Here is an 18,153-nt window from a genome sequence, read left to right on the forward strand (position 1 = left end):
ATGCGTCGCCGCTTGCTGCTGGGCGCTGTGGGCCTGGGCGTCGCTGGCTGCGGCTTCCGACCCCTGCATGCGCCTGGAGGCGCTACCGCTGCCGGAGAAGCGTCGGATGACGTACGAGCCATCCTCGCCTCCACCGAGGTGGCGCTGATCCCGGAGCGAAATGGGCAGATGCTTCGCCGCGCCCTCACGGAGCGGCTGAGTGCCGCCGGCAGCGCGGCGACAAGCCATGACCTCCGCGTCAGCCTGCAGGCTTCCGCCGAACCGGAAGGCTTCCGCCGTGATGGCACACCTTCCCGCATTCGCATGGTGATGACCGGCAGCTGGCTGCTGGTGGATCGTGCGGCACCGCCCTCGGTGCGAGCCCAGGGAGTGGAGCGCGCCTTCGACGCCTTCGACATCCCGGACAACCAGTTCTTCGCCGGCGACGCGGCGCAGGCCGCCATGTCCTCGCGGCTGATCAGCCAGCTTGCCGACGACATCGTGCTGCGCCTGACGGTGAGCCTGCGCAGCCGCTCCGCCTAAGAGCGCCAGAACCTTGGCCAAGATCGACAACAGGCGGGCGGCAGCCTTTCTCAAGGAGCCGGGCGCCTGCCGGGTCGTGCTGCTTTACGGCGAAGATGCCGGGCTGGTGCGGGAAAGGGCCGAGGCGCTGCGGCAGACGGTTCTCGGCGGGGGCGACGATCCGTTCCGGATGGCCGAGCTGACCCATGAAGCCGCCATCCGTCCAGGCGTCCTGCCGGGTGAGATGACCGCACTCGCCATGACCGGTGGGCGGCGCTTGGTGCGGGTTCGTGGAGCGCTGGACAGCCTTTCCGGTGCCGTGAAGGAGGCGCTGGCGGGACCGGGCGAAGCCATGCTGTTGCTTGAAGCAGGTGAGCTTCCGGCACGCTCGAAGCTGCGTAGCCTCCTGGAACCTTCTCCGGCCGCGGCCGTCCTGCCCTGTTACCGCGAACGCGGCGCCGAGCTGGCTGCGACCATTGGCCGGCTGCTGCAAGAACAAGGTGTCTCGGCGGATGCTCCGGCTCTGGACTGGCTGACCACGCATCTGGGCGAGGACCGAATGCTGCTGCGCCGCGAGGTGGAGAAGCTGGCGCTTTATGCTGGCGCGAAAGGCAGGCTGACCGAAGAGGATGTGCTCGCCTGCGCCGGGGAAGGCTCTGCCCTCGATCTGGATGAGGCCTTGCAGGCTGCAATGGGAGGCGACATCCCCCTGGCGGATCGAGCCCTTGATGCCGCACTGGCGGAGGGCGCAAGCCCCATTGCCGTGCTGCGGGCGGCTTTGCGGCATGTGCAGCGGCTGCATGTTGCGGCGCTGGGTGTAGCATCCGGCCAATCGCCGGGTGCCGCGCTGGAAGCGTTGCGACCCCCTGTTTTCTTCCGTGCCAAGCCAAGCTTCGAACGGGCGTTGAGGATCTGGTCGCCGGAGGCTCTGGCCATGGCTGGAGATACGCTGCTGGAGGCGGAGAAGCGAAGCAAATCGGGTTCCGCCGCGCGGCCTATTCCCGACGCAGCAGTGGCGCGTGCTGCCGTATTGCAACTTGGGCGTCAGGCAATGGCCCTGCGGCGTCGTGGATAATTCGCGGAGCCAGGGGCCAGTCCCTGGCAGCCGGCCTCTTATTGGGCGGAAAGCAGCCTGATGACCCCATCCAGCTGATCCAGGTCACGGTAGGAGATGGTCACCTTTCCGCCTTTCCGACCATGCTGAATGGCGACCTTCAAACCAAGTCGAGCAACCAGATCCCGTTCCAGTGCCTTGGTGTCGGCATCCTCGCTGATCGGCCCTGGGCGAGGCTTGTTGTGTTCCGCGGCCGCGGCAAGTGCCTCGGTCTGACGGACGTTCAGGCCACGCGTCACCACCATCTCTGCCAGTTTGACCGGATCTGCCGCTGTCAGAAGCGCACGGGCGTGACCTGCCGAAAGACTGCCGCGTTCAACCATGTCCCGCACCTTGGGCGGCAAAGCCAACAGGCGCAGCGTGTTGGCGACATGGCTCCGGCTTTTACCGACGGCTTGGCCGAGCGCATCCTGCGTCAGGCCAAACTCATCGGAAAGGCGCTGATACCCCTTGGCCTCTTCCAGCGCGTTCAGATCCTCACGTTGCAGGTTCTCGACCAGGGCGGCGGCAAGGGCAGCACGGTCGTCCAGCTCGTGAACAAAGACGGGTACTTCGTGCCGCTGGGCGAGCTGCGCTGCACGCCAACGGCGTTCGCCACCGATGATTTGGAAAGCGCCTGCCTGATTGGGCTTCGGACGCACCAGGATCGGCTGCAACACCCCGTGCTCGCGGATAGAGGCTGCCAACTCCGCCAGCCCTGACTGGTCGATCGGACCGCGCGGCTGGAATGGACCGGGCTCCAGGGCCTCGACCGGCAGGGTGCGGGGTAGGCTGGGGCTCGCAGGCGTGGCAGCGCTGGCGTCGCCCAGCAACGCCGAAAGACCCATGCCCAGGCGGGGCGGCTTGCGTGCGGTGCTCATGCGGCTTTGATCCCCCGGGTTTTTTCCCGCCGCAGCATCTCGGCTGCCAGCTTGATGTAGGATTGGGCGCCCGTCGAGCGCGGGTCGTAGAGCAGCACGGGTAGTCCGTGCGAAGGCGCTTCGCTGACCCGAATGTTTCGGGGGATCACGGTTTCAAACACCTTGTCGCGGAAGAAGGCCCGAACATCCGCTGCCACCAGTTCGGATAGATTGTTGCGGCGATCAAACATGGTCAGCACGATGCCATCCAGCGTCAGGGCAGGATTCAGCACACGGCGGACCCGATCGATGGTGCGTGTGATCTGCGAAACGCCTTCCAGCGCGAAGAACTCGGCCTGAAGCGGGATCAGCACCGATTCCACCGCCACGAGGGCATTCAGCGTCAGCAGCCCCAGCGAGGGAGGGCAGTCGATCAGAATAAAGTCGAAGCCGCGCAACGTTTCGGCACTTGCCTCCAGGGCCAGGCGCAGACGGTGCTCCCGGTTCTCCATGCCCACCAACTCGATCTCAGCGCCGGCCAAATCATTGTCGGCGGGGAGCAGGAACAGGTCCGGTACCTTGGTCGGCCGCATCAGCTCGCCCAGCGGCTTCTGGCCGACCAGAAGGGCGTAGGAGCCTGATCCACGCTCACCGCGGGGCAGGCCAAGGCCGGTGGAGGCGTTGCCCTGGGGATCGAGGTCGATCACCAGAACTTTCTTTCGGGTAGCCAAGGCCGTGGCGAGGTTAATGGCTGTCGTGGTTTTGCCCACACCACCCTTCTGATTTGCCAGGGCAATGCGTCGAAGCGGAGGCTTATTCGCCGGCACGGCGGATTCCAGTGATGCTCAGGAGGGTCGCGTTGGGGTCTGTGAAGCTCTTGTACCGGGAAATGTCCATTGTCCAGCCTGCCCGTCGAGCGGTTTCGATTTCGTGGTCGGCATTCCGCCCTTTTGGGAAGATCGCCACGCCATTCGGCGTCAGGAGCCTTTCGGCCCAGGGCAGAAGTGCCTCCAAAGGCGCCAGAGCACGCGCCGTCAGCACTGATGCGCGTGGCAGCGTCACCTGCTCGATGCGGGCGGCGTGAACCGCCACATGTGCCAGGCCAAGTTCGGCAGCCGCAGCTTGTAGAAAGGCTGCCTTGCGGCGATCCGCCTCCACAAGATGCACCGGACGCATCAGCTCCATGGCAAGGACCAGACCTGGAAAACCTCCACCGGAACCCAGGTCGATCAACGGTGCGTCTCCATGTGGGATCAGCGGCAGAAGTTGCAGGGAATCCGCGATGTGGCGCTCCCGAATTTTGGCTGCGTCCGCCGCCGCCACTAGGTTGATCCGCGCATTCCAGCGCAGAAAGAACGGAATGAACCTTTCCAGCAGAGCGGATGTTTCACGTGAAACAGGAAGGGCCTGTGCGGGCACAAGGTCTGGCTGTTGTTTCACGTGAAACGCTCCTGGCGCTTGCGGAGGTGGACTGCCAGGGCTGCAAGTGCGGCCGGTGTGACGCCAGGGACCCGACCAGCTCCACCCAGGGTGGCTGGCTGTGCCGCACTTAGTCGCTGCTTCATTTCATTGGAAAGCCCCGGTATCGACGAGAAGTCCAGTCCCTGCGGGATATTCAGCCGTTCTTCCTTTTCGAGTAGGCGGAGCTCGTTCGCCTGTCGGCGGAGATATGGAGCATAGAGTGCCTCCGCCTCCACCTGCGTGCGAACATCCCGTGGCAGATCCTGAAGCCATGGGAAGGCTATGTTCACGGCCTCCGCCTCGATCTCGGGCAGGGCAAGCACCTCGAGAACGCTGCGCCAGCGGCCATCCTGGTTGATGGGCAGCCCGGCAGCTTTCAAGGCTGCGGGAGATCCGCCTTCGACCTTGGCCCGCTCCAATGCTCCGGCCACCTGGCTGGCGAACTCACGAAACCGGGACGCGCGCTCGGTGCCCACAATGCCCCAGCCAATGCCTTTCTCCGTCAGGCGCAGCCCGGCATTGTCGGCCCGCAGAGCCAGCCGGTGCTCAGATCGGGCGGTGAGCATGCGGTAAGGCTCACTCACGCCCTGCAGCACAAGGTCGTCCACCATGACGCCTAGATAGGCCTCGTTGCGCATCAGGGTTCGGGCAGCGGCCTCGCCGCCTGCCAGGGCTGCAGCATTCAGTCCAGCCAGAAGTCCTTGGGCCGCAGCCTCCTCATAACCCGTTGTCCCGTTGATCTGTCCTGCCAGGAACAGGCCAGGCACGGCCCGCGTTTCCAGAGTAGGTCGCAGCGCCCGAGGGTCCACATGATCATACTCGATGGCATAGCCGGGGCGCAGAATGGCAGCCCTTTCCAATCCGGGTATTGTTGCGAGAAAGGCGCGCTGCACCTCTTCAGGCAGGCTGGTGGAGATGCCGTTGGGATAGATGGTGGGGTCATCCAACCCTTCAGGTTCCAGGAAGATCTGGTGCCGCTCGCGATCGGCGAAGCGTGTCACCTTGTCCTCTATGGAGGGGCAGTAGCGCGGGCCTACCCCCTGGATCTGACCTGAATGAATGGGCGCGCGATGCAGGTTCGCGCGGATCAAGGCATGTCCGGCTTCCGTGGTTCCCGTGATGCCGCACTGAACCTGGGGGTTGCGGATGCGATCTGTCATCCAGGAAAGCGGTTCCGGCTCGGCATCGCCCGGCTGCATTTCCAGGCTGGCCCAATCGATAGTACGGCCGTCGAGCCGGGGCGGTGTGCCGGTCTTGAGGCGCCGCATCGGAAGGCCCAGCGTCTCGATCGCCAAGGCCAAACCGATGGCTGGGGCATCGCCGACGCGACCGGCCGGGATCCGGATTTCGCCGATATGGATTTCGCCACGCAGAAAGGTGCCGGTGGTGATGATCACAGCGCCGCAGGCGATGCGCTGACCATCCGCCGTCGAAACGGCGGCGATGCGTCCGGATGGATCCCTCTCCATGCCTTCCGCCGCAACCGCGCGGATGGTCAGGTCCGGTTGGGCCATCAGCAACTCCTGCACAGCGCACCGATACAACGCCCTGTCAGCCTGTGCCCGGGGGCCGCGTACGGCAGGGCCCTTGCTGCGATTCAGCAGCTTGAAGTGAATGCCAGCGGCGTCGGCAGCCCGGCCCATAATCCCGTCCAATGCATCAACCTCGCGTACCAGATGCCCTTTGCCCACTCCACCGATGGCGGGATTGCAGGACATCTCGCCCAGGGTTTCCAGCTTGTGGGTCAGCAGGAGGGTGCGGGCACCGCAACGGGCTGCGGCCGCTGCGGCCTCGGTGCCGGCATGGCCGCCACCCACCACGACAACATCGAATTCGGTTTCGCGCATGGCCTGACCTATAGCGGGCCGCGCGCTATTTTCCGATGCAGAAATCCCCAAACACGACGTCCAGCACCTGTTCAACTCCCACGCGCCCGGTCAGACGCCCCAACGCTCGCAGGGCGGCGCGCAATGACTCTGAGGTCAGTTCAGGCAGGGCGGCGTCGTAGGCTTCGTTCAGCCAGGCAGAGGCTTCGGTCAGGGCGGCGCGATGCCGCGGACGGGTCAGCCCGGCCTCATCAGAGAGCCCGGCACGCTGGGCCACCAGGGCCTCCAGAGCGGCGCTAAGGGGCTGCAGCCCCTGGGGTGTGAGTGCGGAGGCCGGAACCGGCTTCATGCCACCGATGGTGGCCGGAGCGGGTTGCAGGTCGGTTTTATTGGCCACCACCAGTATTTGGGGGTTGAGCAGGGCCAAGGTCGCAGCGTCCGGAGGCTGGTCGGTGGCAAACACTGCGATTACTAGGTCGGCCTCATCTGCGCGGCGCCGGGCACGCCGCACGCCTTCGGCCTCAACCTCGTCGGGCGTGTCACGCAACCCAGCTGTGTCGGCCAACCACACCGGAACACCCGCTAGGTCCAGCCGTACCTCGACAATGTCGCGCGTGGTGCCGGCACGGGCCGAGACGATGGCCGCTTCCCGTCCGGCCAGCGCATTCAGCAGCGACGACTTGCCCGCATTGGGTGCCCCCACAATGGCGGCCCAGAGCCCCTCCCGAAGTCGTTCACTGCGGCCTCCATCGGCCAGATGGCCGTTGATCTCGGCCGCCAGGCCGGCAGCCCCGTCGCGGACCTCCTGTTCCAGCTTATTGGGAATGCCGTCCTCGGAGAACTCGATCGCGGCTTCCTGGTGGGCCAGCAGCCGGGTCAGGCGCTCCGCCCATCCGCCATAGCGGGCTGCCAGGGCGCCACCAGCCTGCCGCAACGCTTGCCGGCGCTGGATCATGGTTTCGGCGTCGATTAGGTCGGCGATGCCCTCGGCGGCTGTCAGGTCCAACCTTCCATGCAGAAAGGCGCGGCGGGTGAACTCGCCAGGCTCCGCCGGACGGGCTCCCAGCGCCAGCAGGGCCGAGGCCACGCCCTCCCGTACGGCGCGCCCGCCGTGCAGGTGCAATTCCACCACATCCTCGCCGGTATAGGAGCGCGGCCCCGGAAACCAGAGCACCAGTGCTTCGTCGAGCACATCGCCCTGCACCGGATCGTGCAAGCGCCGAAGCGTGGCCATGCGGGGCTTGGGACGCCCCTGGGCCAGCCGGTCCAGAATGGCGCCACTGTCCGGGCCGGACAGCCGCATCAGCGAAACGGCAGCCCGTCCAGTTCCGGAAGCCAGCGCAAAGATTGTTTCGAACGCCATGGCCGGTGATCAGCCTTTCGGCACCACATCGTGCTCAGTCAGCATCAGCCTCGTGGCCCGCCTTCCTTCCACCAGATGCGCCAGCAGGATCTCGTCGATGTCTTCACGGGTTTCCGCGCGGTACCATACGCCTTCCGGATAGATGACGATCGCAGGTCCGAACTCGCAACGATCCAGGCATCCAGCCTGGTTCACCCGCACCCCGGTGATGCCCAACTCCTTGGCACGAGCTTTCATGTAATCCTTCAGCTTCTCGCTGCCACGGGCAGCGCAGGAGCCGCGCTTATGCCCGTCCGCGCGGCGGTTGCAGCAAACAAAGACATGCGCCAGGAAATAGGGTGGCGGATCGGTGGGAATGGCATCGGTCACGCGGAACTCTCCTTGCTTGGTCCAGGCTGGGTGTCCATCCCTCTAGCGAGGTGGGCCGGGCGCCACCAGAAGGCTGATACACTCTGACCCTTGACGCTACGCGCAGAGCGTGTCGAATCGCCGCTCCATGCCGCAGCTTTCCTTTCTCACTCCCCTCGGCCCGCTCACCCTGTCCGAGGAGGACGGGGCCATCGTCGCGCTCGACTGGGGGCGGGGGCGTGATCAGTGCGAAACCGGGCTCCTGCTGGCCGCCCGCGAACAGGTGCAGGATTATTTCGATGGTCAGCGTCCTGGTTTCGACCTCCCGCTGGCGCCGTTCGGCACCGTGTTCCAACGGCGTGTCTGGGCAGCATTGCAGGCGATCCCGCCGGGCGAGACTCGATCCTATGGCGATCTGGCGCGGGATCTCGGCTCGGCGGCTCGGGCGATCGGGCAGGCCAATGGCCGCAATCCGATCCCGATCATCATTCCCTGCCATCGCGTGGTGGCGGGTGGCGGCAGGCTGGGCGGGTATTCCGGCGGCGAAGGCCCGGCTACCAAGACGTATCTTCTCGATCTCGAGCGCCGCGTCGTCGGCCGGCAGCAAGGAACCCTGGTATGAATCACGCCATCCGCATCCATGAGCATGGCGGCCCTGAGAAGATGGTGTGGGAGGAGGTTCCCCTGCCCGCGCCCAAGGCTGACGAGGTGCTGGTTCGTCACGGGGCTGTGGGGCTGAACTACATCGACGTATATTTCCGCACAGGCCTCTACAAGCTCCCTGCCCTTCCGGCGACACTGGGCATGGAGGCTGCCGGCCGGATCGAGGCTGTTGGGGCCGATGTGCAGGATTTCGCGGTGGGTGACCGCGTGGCCTATGCCATGGCACCGATCGGCGCCTATGCCGAAGCCCGCACCCTCAAGGCCGACCGGGTGGTCAAGCTGCCCGATGGCATCGACGATGCGACCGCCGCCGGCATGATGTTGCAGGGGATGACGGCGCAATACCTGTTGCGCCGCACCTATGCGGTGAAGCCGGGCGATACCATTCTGGTCCATGCGGCCGCCGGTGGGGTGGGGCTGATCATGTGCCAGTGGGCCAAGCAACTCGGCTGCACCGTCATCGGCACCGTGTCCACGCCCGAAAAGGCTGCTCTGGCCCAGGCCAATGGTGCTGACCATGTGCTGATCCCAGGCCAGGATGACCTGCCGGCACGGGTCAAGGAGATCACTGCCGGCGCCATGCTCCCGGTGGTCTATGACAGTGTGGGCAAGGATACCTTCACGGCCTCACTCGATTGCCTTGCGCCGCTCGGCATGATGGTGTCCTACGGGAATGCCTCGGGGCCCGTGCCGCCGGTCGACATCAGCGTGCTGGCCGCCAAGGGCTCGTTGTTCCTGACCCGCCCTACCCTTGCCACCTACACCGCGAAGCATGGCGATCTGGTGGCCACCGCGACGGATCTCTTCTCGGTGGTGCAGTCCGGCGCGGTGAAGATCAACGTCAACCAGACCTTTCCGCTGCGGGATGCCGCGGAGGCCCATCGTGCACTTGAGGCGCGGAAAACCACCGGCTCCACGGTTCTGCTTCCCTGACAGCCCCACAAACCACCCGGAGAAATCGACCTACGATCCGGGAGCCGTTCCTGCCTCTCCACGGATCATGGCTTCAGGAGCCTCCGCGTGCAGCGTGGAGAAGAGGTGCCTCTCCGGCACCACTCCTTCATCCCGGCAGAAAGTAGCGGTAGCGGTAGATTTCGCGCAGGCCTAACGCCTCATACAAGGCGGAGGCCGCCAGATTACCGGCCGAAACCTGCAGCCACCCTGTGGTTCCCCCTCGCTCCTGTCCCCAGGCAGCGCTGGCGGCGATAATGCGGCGCGCCAGTCCCCGGCGACGAAATTCCGGCCGCACCGCAATGTCGAAAAACCCAACGAGCCGGCCATCCACCGCCACCTGAGCGCATGCTGCTGGCTGGCCATCCTCGCGCAGCACAAGCCAGGCTGCCGGAACCATCATCATCGCCGCCGCCTGTTGCTTTTCCGTCCGCCGCGCCACGCTCTGGTATTCGGCGGTGGAGAGAACAGACAGGAAGGCGTTCTCTGGTCCTTCCAGGACGTCCACCGCAGGGTCGGCGGCGGCGAACTGTCCCAGTGGACCGGCCATGACGCGGGAGCCTTCATCGGCCCGGTATCCGCGATCCAACAGCGCCTGTTCCAGCTCGGGGGGGTCCAATGGGGTCGAGCGGAACCGGGGGGACAGGCCTGCCCGGCGGTAGGCGGCTTCGATCCGCGCCAAGCGTAGTGGCAGGTTGGCATCGGGGGATGGATCAAGCGAGCTGGCGGCATTGGCCCGCCCTGTTCCGCCTAGAAAGGCACGCAGCAGGAAGGGCCCGTCGAAAGCTGTGCGTTGGGCCGGAACTGCAGTGTGGGAGGCACGTTCCAGCTCGGCGACGGAAACCCCCTGCCAGGAGGTGGCGCTCATCGGGATTCTCCTCGCATGCTCAGGCTTTCCCTGAGCCTAGCGTCTGGAGGGCTGATGAACAGGCGCCGAGCCACGCGAAGCCTGCAAGGGAACAGGGCGGTTGAAGCAGGGCTAGGGTGCCATGCGCTGAAAGCAAGACGGCCCGGGAACAGGATCCCGGGCCGCGCGCATAGGGCTGAGGCTGCAGCCTCAGGTGTTCATGGCGTCGAAGAAATCCTGGTTGGTCTTGCTGTACTTCAGCTTGTCCAGGAGGAACTCCATCGAGTCCTGGGTGCCCATCGGATTCAGGATGCGGCGCAGCACCCACATCTTGGTCAGAGTCGGGCGGTCGATCAGCACTTCCTCGCGGCGGGTGCCGGACTTGGCGATGTCGATGGCCGGATAGATGCGCTTGTCGGAAAGCTTGCGGTCCAGGATCACCTCGGAGTTGCCGGTACCCTTGAACTCCTCGAAAATCACCTCATCCATGCGGCTGCCGGTGTCGATCAGCGCCGTCGCGATGATGGTGAGGCTGCCGCCTTCCTCGATGTTGCGGGCGGCGCCGAAGAAGCGCTTCGGCCGCTGCAGGGCGTTGGCGTCCACGCCGCCCGTCAGCACCTTGCCCGAGGACGGCACGACCGAGTTGTAGGCGCGGCCTAGGCGGGTGATCGAGTCGAGCAGGATCACCACGTCGCGCTTGTGCTCGACCAGCCGCTTGGCCTTCTCCAGCACCATCTCGGTCACCTGCACGTGGCGGGTGGCCGGCTCGTCGAAGGTGGAGGCCACGACCTCGCCGCGCACGGTGCGGGCCATGTCGGTGACTTCCTCGGGCCGCTCGTCGATCAGCAGCACCAGCAGGAAGACGTCGGGGTGGTTGGCGGAGATGGAGCGGGCGATGTTCTGCAGCATCACCGTCTTGCCGGTGCGCGGCGGCGCTACCACCAGGGCGCGCTGGCCCATGCCGATCGGTGCCACCAGATCGATGACTCGCGGCGTGTAGTCCTTCTGCTGCCCCTTGGCGACGCTCTCGAAGTTTGCATTCTCCATCTTCAGCTGGCGCGTCGGATAGAGCGGCGTGAGATTGTCGAAGTTGATGCGGTGGCGCAGCGCCTCGGGCGGCTCGAAATTGACCGAGTTGACCTTCAGCAGTGCGAAGTACCGCTCGCCGTCCTTGGGCGCGCGGATCTGGCCTTCCACCGTGTCGCCGGTGCGCAGGCCGAAGCGGCGCACCTGCGCTGGGGAGACGTAGATGTCGTCCGGCCCCGGCAGGTAGTTTGATTGCGGCGAGCGCAGAAAGCCGAAGCCATCAGACAGGATCTCGAGAGTGCCATCGCCATGGATGGCCTGCTCGTTCTCCGCCAACTGCTTCAGGATCGCGAACATCATGTCCTGCTTGCGCAGGATCGATGCGTTCTCGATCTGCAGCGATTCGGCGAATGCCAGCAGGTCAGAGGGGCTTTTGGCCTTGAGTTCGGAGAGGTGCATAGGTCGGACGCGTTCCGTTCCGGCGGGAAACAGAGCGGGACGTTGCTCCGCGGGCGGGCCTGTAACGCGCAGCCCGCAGACCACGGCCGCGCTTTTCGCGCGGCGGGTGGCGTCCCTGATCAGGAAGGAGGGAGTCTGGGCGTCAATGCAGGCCGGTGCAGGCCGTTCTTGCCACCTGGACGAGAAGTATCGGCACGCTAAGGGTGCCTTCCTACTTCCGTCAAGCTTTAAATGGCGCCGAGTCTCACCGTGTTCAAGGATTTCTGGCGAATTGAGCCAGCGCCACCCGAGCCGGCTCAGAAGGGCCGGGCGATCACCATGATAACGATCACCACCATCAGCACCGTCGGCACCTCGTTGGCGATCCGCCAATAGCGTTCGGAGCGCGGCCGTTCGTCCCGCGCGAAACGCTTCTGGCTGGCGGCCAAATGGCCGTGAAAGCCCGACATCAGCAGGAAGCCGAGCATCTTGGTGTGCCACCAGCCGGCGGACCAGTCGATCACGCCCGGCGTCAGCACCAGGCAAATCCCGAAGATCCAGGCGGCGATCATGGCGGGGTTGATGATGGCCTTCAGCAGCCGGCGCTCCATCACCTTCAGCATCTCGCTGCGTTCGGAGCCGGCGGGCACCGCGCTGTGATAAACGAAAAGGCGCGGCAGGTAGAACATCCCCGCAAGCCAGGCGATCACCGAGATCAGGTGGAAGGACTTGATCCAGGGGTACCAGGCGCCGAGCGCGTCGATGGTCATGCTTTCACTCCGAGCAGGGTGGCCAACTCCGCCATGCTGTGAAAGGGCGTGGCGCCCTCGATGGCCAGCAGCCCGGCGGGGGTCTCGTGCGCAAAGCCCATGACGCGGCAGCCTGCAGCGATTCCGGCCCGGGTCCCGAGCAGGCTGTCCTCCACCACCACGCAGTTGCGCGGATCGGCGTCGCAGGCGGCGGCGGCGGCGAGGTACATGTCCGGCGCCGGCTTGGGCCGCGGCACATCCTGCCAGGAAAATACGCGTGAACCGAAGTACCGCGCGATGCCAAGCCCTTCCAGCTTGGCCACCAGCTCTTCGCGGCCCGAATTGCTCGCGCAGGCGATCGGCATGCCGGCTTCGGACAATGCGCGGACCAGGGCGGCGGCGCCGGGCATGGGGGGTGTCTCCTGCCGCATCCGGCGGGCGATGACGTCGGAGATGGCGTCGCTCCATCCTTCGGGCAGCGGGCCGACCCGGCCTTCCACCACCGGCACCATGTCCGGGATGGCGCGGCCCAGGAAGATGCCCTTGCACTGCTCGGCAGTGACCGGCCAGCCGCGTTCCGTCAGGTCCTCGGCGACAATGGTGTTCACCACCGTCTCGCTGTCGGCCAGCACCCCGTCGCAATCGAACAGGATGGCGGCAGGGCGGGGAGTCAGGAGCGTCATGCCATGGCCTTCTGCGCGGCGGCTCGGGGAGCGCGGGCGTGCGGGCAGTCGCCATGCGCCTTGGGACATTGCCGGCCACCGGCGAAGGAGCAGAGTGTCCGCCCGCTGTCGCGGGTCTGGCGCACCAGATCGGCCAGCGCGGCGATGAAGGCAGGGTCGCTGTTCTGCGCCGGCGCGCGGAAATAGCCAGGGATGCCGAGCTTGTGCGCCAGCTCCGCATATTCAACGTCCAGCTCCACCAGCGTCTCGGAATGCTCGGAGACGAAGGCCACGGGATGCACCAGCACCGCCACGCCATCCTTGGCCGCCTGCTCCAGCGCAACCTCGGTGGAAGGGCCGAGCCATTTCTGCGGCGTCACCCGGGACTGGTAGCAGATGGCATGATCCAGCCCGGCGATGCCGAGCTGTCGCACGATGGCGGCGACGCTCTGCTCAACCTGCCACTGGTAGGGGTCGCCAGCCTTGACGATGCTCTCCGGCAGGCCGTGGGCGGAGAACAGGATGCGCAGCCCAGTTCCCGCCGGGGTCTCCGACCGTGCCTTGTCATAGGCGCGGCGCAGCAGGGTGGCGGTGGCGCCCGCGAAGCCTTCGTCGGAATGCCAGCAGCACAGCGTCCGGGTCGGCAGGTCGAGCCCGATCTTCCGGCAGGCCGCCGCCCAGTCGTCGGCCGAGGAGCCGGTAGTGGTCGTGGAATATTGCGGATAAAGCGGCAGCAGCAGCACCTCGTCCGCGCCCCAGTCCCGCACCTGCCTCGCGGCGGCCTCGGCGAAGGGGTGCCAGTACCGCATGGCCACGAAGCAGCGCACCGTGTCGCCTTCGGCGCCCAGCGCCGTTTCCAAGGCCTGGGCCTGGGCAACGGTCAACTCCAGCAGCGGCGACTTACCGCCCAGAATGGCATAGTTCTCGCTGGCCGCCTTGGTGCGGCGCGCGGCGATGAACTTGCCGAGCAGCGGGCGCACGAAACCCGGCACCCGCAGGATGGCCGGATCGGTGAACAGATTTTCCAGAAAGGGCCGTACGGCGGCCGGGCTGTCGGGGCCGCCGAGGTTGAACAACACAACGGCCAGACGGGATCGCCGTCGCGAGGGGGGAACGGGTTCGGACGAGGAGCCGGGGGGCGGAGCGGGGGACATGGCGACGAGATGCCCCTCTCCCGTCCCGCGCGCAAGGTGGCGACACGTGGCGGCAAGGCTTCTGGCGAATCGTTTCCTTGTGCTGGGGCGTCCGCACCCCTAGGTGGAAGCGGAACGGCCTTGCCGGCCACCACTGCGACTGATCAGAATGGCCCCGTGATGAACGACCGGAATACGCCCGACATGTCTCCCGACGCCGTGCCCCAGGACAATGCTCCGGAAGCGGCGTCGCGGGAGGCCACTCAGCCCCTCCCCGAGCAACCTGCCGACGCCATGGCGCGCATCGCCGAGCTGGAAGCGGCGCTGGCCGAGACCAAGGACCGGTGGATGCGGTCCGAGGCGGAGATGCAGAACCTTCGCGCTCGCACCAAGCGCGAGGTGGAGGATGCCCGCCAGTACGCCGTGCAGAAATTTGCCCGCGACGTCGTGGAAGCGGCGGACAATCTGCGTCGCGGCCTCGACGCCTTGCCTGCCGCTGAGGAAGGCGAGGCCGAGCTGCTCACCAAGCTGCGCGGCGGCTTCGAGGGGGTGGAACGCAACTTCATCGGCATCCTGGAGCGCAATGGCGTCGTCCGCCACGATGCCGAGGGCAAGCCCTTCGACCCCGATCTGCACCAGGCGATGGCGCAGCAGCCGCCGCCGGAGGGTGTCGCTTCCGGCACGGTGATCCAGGCCTGGACCCCGGCCTGGACGCTGAACGGCCGCCTGCTGAAGCCGGCCATGGTGGTGGTGGCGGGCGAGGGCGTCTCCGAAACGGCCTGAAACCTGACCGGGCGCCGCTGCACATTTTTTGTGCGGCGGCGAAGGTCGCCCTTGTTCGGCGCCGCCCGGCTCAATACATCGCAGTTGCAGCCGCCCAGGCTACCGGGCGGCGGTCTTTATCCAGCCTGATGAAGCATTGGGGGTGGACGCGGCGCCGAGAACACAGGGCCGCCCTCACCCGCCGCAAAGGAGAACTCGGATGAGCAAAGTCATCGGCATTGACCTTGGCACCACGAATAGCTGCGTGGCCATCATGGAAGGTGGCGACGTCAAGGTGCTGGAGAACGCCGAGGGCGCGCGCACTACGCCGTCCATGGTCGCTTTTTCCAAGAATGGCGAGCGGTTGGTGGGCCAGGCCGCGAAGCGCCAGGCGGTGACCAACCCGACCGACACCCTGTACGCCGTGAAGCGCCTGATTGGCCGTCGCTTCGAGGATCCGATGGTCAAGAAGGAAGCGGGCCTCGCCCCCTTCAAGATCATCCGCGCCGACAATGGCGACGCCTGGGTGGAAGCCGGCGGGCAGAAGCAGGCGCCGCAGCAGATCAGCGCCAACGTGCTGACCAAGATGAAGGAGACGGCCGAGGCCTATCTCGGCGAGAAGGTGACGCAGGCCGTCATCACCGTCCCCGCCTACTTCAACGACAGCCAGCGGCAGGCGACCAAGGAAGCCGGCCAGGTTGCCGGCCTTGAGGTGCTGCGCATCATCAACGAGCCGACGGCTGCCGCCCTTGCCTATGGCATGGACAAGAAGGCCACTGGCACCATCGCGGTCTACGACCTCGGCGGCGGCACCTTCGACGTGTCGATCCTGGAGATCGGCGACGGCGTGTTCGAGGTGAAGTCCACCAATGGCGACACCTTCCTGGGCGGCGAGGATTTCGACCAGCGCGTGATCGACTACCTGGCCGATGAGTTCAAGAAAGAGAACGGCATCGACCTGCGCAGCGACAAGCTGGCCCTGCAGCGCCTGAAGGAAGCCGCTGAGAAGGCGAAGATCGAGCTGTCCTCGGCCAAGCAGACCGAAATCAATCTGCCCTTCATCACCGCCGACGCCTCCGGCCCGAAGCACCTGGTGCTGCAGGTTTCCCGCGCCAAGCTGGAAAGCCTGGTGGACGACCTGGTGCAGCGGACGCTGGAGCCCTGCAAGCTGGCGCTGAAGGATGCCGGCATGAACGCCGGCGAGATCGACGAGGTGATCCTGGTCGGCGGCATGACCCGCATGCCCAAGGTCATCGAGGCGGTGAAGACCTTCTTCGGCAAGGAGCCGGCCCGCAACGTCAACCCGGATGAGGTCGTGGCCATCGGCGCCGCCATCCAGGGCGGCGTGCTGAAGGGCGAGGTGAAGGATGTCCTGCTGCTCGACGTGACCCCGCTGTCGCTGGGCATCGAGACGCTGGGCGGCGTGTTCACCCGGCTGATCGACCGTAACACGACGATCCCGACCAAGAAGAGCCAGACCTTCTCCACCGCCGACGACAACCAGACCGCGGTGACCATCAAGGTGTTCCAGGGCGAGCGCGAGATGGCGGCGGACAACAAGCTGCTGGGCAATTTCGACCTGCAGGGCATCCCGCCCGCGCCGCGCGGCGTGCCGCAGATCGAGGTGACCTTCGACATCGACGCCAACGGCATCGTTTCCGTGCAGGCCAAGGACAAGGCCACCGGCAAGGAAACGCAGATCAAGATCCAGGCCAAGTCTGGCCTATCCGACGCCGACATCGAGCGCATGGTGAAGGACGCCGAGGCTCATGCCGAGGAGGACAAGAAGCGCCGGGAGGCCGTCGAGGCGAAGAACCAGCTGGAAGCGCTGATCCACACCACGGAGAAGTCGCTGAAGGACAACGCCGAGAAGGTGCCCGAGGCGGAGAAGACCGAGGCCGAGGCAGCGATCGCTGCGGCGCGCGAGGCGCAGAACGGCACCGACGTGGATACCATCCGCGCGGCCAGCGAGCGCCTTTCCGCGGCAGCGATGAAGGTGGGTGAGGCCATCTACAAGGCCACGCCGCAGGATGGAGCGGCCGATGCCGGCGGCGCGGCGGGAGCCCAGCCGGGCGCCCAGACGGGCCCCTCGGGCGAGAAGGTGGTCGACGCCGAGTTCGAGGACGTGGACCCGGCCAAGAAGAAGCCGGAATGAGGCGTCCAGCCACGCGCTGATTCGCTGGCGCCCGGTTCCGGAGATGGAGCCGGGCGCATCTTCGTTCCGCTTCCTGGAGGACAGGCCGAACCATGGCCAAGGGCGATTACTACGACACGCTCGGCGTCGGCCGTGATGCCGGCGAGGACGAGCTGAAAAAGGCCTACCGCAAGCAGGCCATGAAGTACCACCCGGACCGCAATCCGGGCGACAAGGCGGCTGAGGCGAAGTTCAAGGAATTGAACGAAGCCTATGATGTGCTGAAGGATGCCGAGAAGCGCGCGGCCTATGACCGCTACGGCCATGCGGCTTTCGAGGGTGGCGGGCCGGGTGGCGGCGGTGGCTTCGGCGGCGGCAGTCCCTTCGGCGCGGGCGGCTTCGAGGACATCTTTGCCGAGATGTTCGGCCAGTTCGGCGCGCGCGGCCGACAGGGCGGCGGTGCGGCGGCGGCCGGGCGCGGCGCCGACCTGCGGCACCAGGTGGACATCACGCTAGAAGACGCCTTTGCCGGCGTGAAGAAGCCGATCCGCGTACAGACCAGCGTGCAGTGCGACGCTTGCGATGGCAGCGGCGCCGAAGGCAAGGCCAGCGCCACCACCTGCACAACCTGCGGCGGCGCCGGCAAGGTGCGCGCCCAGCAGGGCTTCTTCCTGATCGAGCGCGCTTGCCCCACTTGCGGCGGCACGGGGCGCATCATCAAAAATCCCTGCAAGGTTTGCCAGGGCGCCGGGCGCGTCCACAAGGAACGCAACCTCAACGTCACCATCCCCCCAGGAGTGGAGGATGGCACCCGCATCCGCCTTTCCGGTGAGGGCGAGGCAGGATTGCGCGGCGCCCCCGCGGGCGATCTTTACGTGGACATCGCCATCCGCCCGCATGCCCTGTTCCAGAGGGACGGCGCCAACATCTATGTCCGCGTGCCGCTGCGCATGACCCAGGCGGCGCTGGGCGGCGGCGTGGAAGTGCCGACCATCGATGGCGGTCGTTCCCGTGTCACCATTCCGGCAGGCACGCAGACGGGCGACCAGTTCCGCCTGCGCGGCAAAGGTTTCTCCGTGCTACGCTCGGCAGCGCGCGGTGACATGTATGTGCAGGTGGCGGTGGAAACGCCGCAGAACCTTTCTGCCCGGCAGCGTGAATTGCTGCAGGAGTTCGAGGGCGAGGTCGGCAACTCCTCACCCGAGAGTGAGGGCTTCTTCGCCAAGGTAAAGGAATTCTGGGACGGTCTTGGGCGTTGATCCGACGCCCGATCTGACAGAAAGAAAAGAAGCGGAGTCCGGGGAGAATTCCTTTTCCCCGGACTTCTTCGTTTCAG

The 18,153-nt window shown here is 66.1% G+C and carries 18 protein-coding genes; 7 read left to right on the forward strand and 11 right to left on the reverse strand.

Annotated elements, in window-relative coordinates; all coding sequences use genetic code 11:
- Both lptE and holA read left to right on the forward strand, forming a co-directional pair.
- A complete protein-coding gene (lptE, locus tag ACFOD4_RS08790) occupies positions 1–522 on the forward strand; it encodes an LPS assembly lipoprotein LptE (RefSeq protein WP_379596065.1) in 522 nt (173 codons plus the stop codon).
- A 13-nt stretch (positions 523–535) separates the two neighbouring features.
- On the forward strand, positions 536–1,576 hold the full coding sequence (gene holA, locus ACFOD4_RS08795; RefSeq protein WP_379595656.1) for a DNA polymerase III subunit delta: 1,041 nt from the start codon (positions 536–538) through the stop codon (positions 1,574–1,576).
- Positions 1,577–1,614: 38 nt separating this feature from the next.
- Here holA and ACFOD4_RS08800 read toward each other — a convergent pair whose 3' ends face one another.
- From ACFOD4_RS08800 to ACFOD4_RS08825, 6 genes are read right to left on the reverse strand one after another with little or no spacing between them, the layout of a single operon-like run.
- Positions 1,615–2,475: a ParB/RepB/Spo0J family partition protein gene (locus ACFOD4_RS08800; RefSeq protein ID WP_379595658.1), complete on the reverse strand. Its 861-nt coding sequence runs from the start codon at positions 2,473–2,475 to the stop codon at positions 1,615–1,617.
- The gene (locus tag ACFOD4_RS08805; RefSeq protein WP_379595660.1) at positions 2,472–3,281 is read right to left on the reverse strand and encodes a ParA family protein; all 810 of its coding nucleotides are present in this window, start codon (positions 3,279–3,281) and stop codon (positions 2,472–2,474) included. The genes ACFOD4_RS08800 and ACFOD4_RS08805 overlap by 4 nt, the downstream gene beginning before the upstream one ends.
- A complete protein-coding gene (rsmG, locus tag ACFOD4_RS08810; protein WP_379595662.1) occupies positions 3,268–3,894 on the reverse strand; it encodes a 16S rRNA (guanine(527)-N(7))-methyltransferase RsmG in 627 nt (208 codons plus the stop codon). Before rsmG ends, ACFOD4_RS08805 begins: the two co-directional genes overlap by 14 nt.
- The gene (gene mnmG, locus ACFOD4_RS08815; protein ID WP_379595663.1) at positions 3,891–5,762 is read right to left on the reverse strand and encodes a tRNA uridine-5-carboxymethylaminomethyl(34) synthesis enzyme MnmG; all 1,872 of its coding nucleotides are present in this window, start codon (positions 5,760–5,762) and stop codon (positions 3,891–3,893) included. Before mnmG ends, rsmG begins: the two co-directional genes overlap by 4 nt.
- Positions 5,763–5,787: 25 nt before the next feature.
- Complete coding sequence (gene mnmE / locus ACFOD4_RS08820; RefSeq protein WP_379595664.1) at positions 5,788–7,104, reverse strand: tRNA uridine-5-carboxymethylaminomethyl(34) synthesis GTPase MnmE; 1,317 nt, start codon at positions 7,102–7,104, stop codon at positions 5,788–5,790.
- A 9-nt stretch (positions 7,105–7,113) separates the two neighbouring features.
- Positions 7,114–7,473 (reverse strand): (2Fe-2S) ferredoxin domain-containing protein, encoded by a 360-nt coding sequence (locus ACFOD4_RS08825; RefSeq protein WP_379595666.1) that lies wholly within the window; start codon positions 7,471–7,473, stop codon positions 7,114–7,116.
- Between the two features lie 127 nt (positions 7,474–7,600).
- Here ACFOD4_RS08825 and ACFOD4_RS08830 point away from each other — a divergent pair, with 127 nt between their 5' ends.
- Complete coding sequence (locus ACFOD4_RS08830; RefSeq protein WP_379595668.1) at positions 7,601–8,074, forward strand: methylated-DNA--[protein]-cysteine S-methyltransferase; 474 nt, start codon at positions 7,601–7,603, stop codon at positions 8,072–8,074.
- Positions 8,071–9,048 (forward strand): quinone oxidoreductase family protein, encoded by a 978-nt coding sequence (locus ACFOD4_RS08835; protein ID WP_379595670.1) that lies wholly within the window; start codon positions 8,071–8,073, stop codon positions 9,046–9,048. The genes ACFOD4_RS08830 and ACFOD4_RS08835 overlap by 4 nt, the downstream gene beginning before the upstream one ends.
- A 127-nt stretch (positions 9,049–9,175) precedes the next feature.
- Here the strand turns inward: ACFOD4_RS08835 and ACFOD4_RS08840 are convergent, their stop codons facing one another.
- The 5 genes from ACFOD4_RS08840 to hemH form a co-directional block, all read right to left on the reverse strand.
- Entirely contained in the window at positions 9,176–9,934 is a 759-nt protein-coding gene (locus ACFOD4_RS08840; protein WP_379595672.1) for a GNAT family N-acetyltransferase, read from the reverse strand.
- Positions 9,935–10,123: 189 nt separating this feature from the next.
- Positions 10,124–11,398 carry a transcription termination factor Rho gene (gene rho / locus ACFOD4_RS08845; protein ID WP_379595674.1) on the reverse strand — a complete coding sequence of 425 codons (1,275 nt, stop codon included), beginning with the start codon at positions 11,396–11,398 and terminating at the stop codon, positions 10,124–10,126.
- 296 nt (positions 11,399–11,694) lie between these two features.
- Positions 11,695–12,147, reverse strand: coding sequence for a protoporphyrinogen oxidase HemJ (hemJ, locus tag ACFOD4_RS08850; RefSeq protein ID WP_379595676.1), 453 nt, complete (start codon positions 12,145–12,147; stop codon positions 11,695–11,697).
- Complete coding sequence (locus ACFOD4_RS08855; RefSeq protein ID WP_379595678.1) at positions 12,144–12,809, reverse strand: HAD family hydrolase; 666 nt, start codon at positions 12,807–12,809, stop codon at positions 12,144–12,146. Before ACFOD4_RS08855 ends, hemJ begins: the two co-directional genes overlap by 4 nt.
- Positions 12,806–13,942 carry a ferrochelatase gene (gene hemH, locus ACFOD4_RS08860; RefSeq protein ID WP_379595680.1) on the reverse strand — a complete coding sequence of 379 codons (1,137 nt, stop codon included), beginning with the start codon at positions 13,940–13,942 and terminating at the stop codon, positions 12,806–12,808. The genes ACFOD4_RS08855 and hemH overlap by 4 nt, the downstream gene beginning before the upstream one ends.
- Before the next feature lie 159 nt (positions 13,943–14,101).
- Between hemH and ACFOD4_RS08865 the strand changes: the two genes are divergently transcribed.
- The 3 genes from ACFOD4_RS08865 to dnaJ all read left to right on the forward strand — a co-directional run bounded on the left by ACFOD4_RS08865 (position 14,102) and on the right by dnaJ (position 18,076).
- The gene (locus tag ACFOD4_RS08865; RefSeq protein WP_379595681.1) at positions 14,102–14,704 is read left to right on the forward strand and encodes a nucleotide exchange factor GrpE; all 603 of its coding nucleotides are present in this window, start codon (positions 14,102–14,104) and stop codon (positions 14,702–14,704) included.
- 199 nt (positions 14,705–14,903) lie between these two features.
- Positions 14,904–16,838: a molecular chaperone DnaK gene (gene dnaK / locus ACFOD4_RS08870; protein WP_379595682.1), complete on the forward strand. Its 1,935-nt coding sequence runs from the start codon at positions 14,904–14,906 to the stop codon at positions 16,836–16,838.
- A gap of 92 nt (positions 16,839–16,930) precedes the next feature.
- The gene (gene dnaJ, locus ACFOD4_RS08875; RefSeq protein ID WP_379595684.1) at positions 16,931–18,076 is read left to right on the forward strand and encodes a molecular chaperone DnaJ; all 1,146 of its coding nucleotides are present in this window, start codon (positions 16,931–16,933) and stop codon (positions 18,074–18,076) included.
- Positions 18,077–18,153 lie beyond the last annotated feature (77 nt).

Source organism: Teichococcus globiformis, assembly GCF_042646265.1.
Taxonomy (GTDB): Bacteria; Pseudomonadota; Alphaproteobacteria; order Acetobacterales; family Acetobacteraceae; genus Pseudoroseomonas; species Pseudoroseomonas globiformis.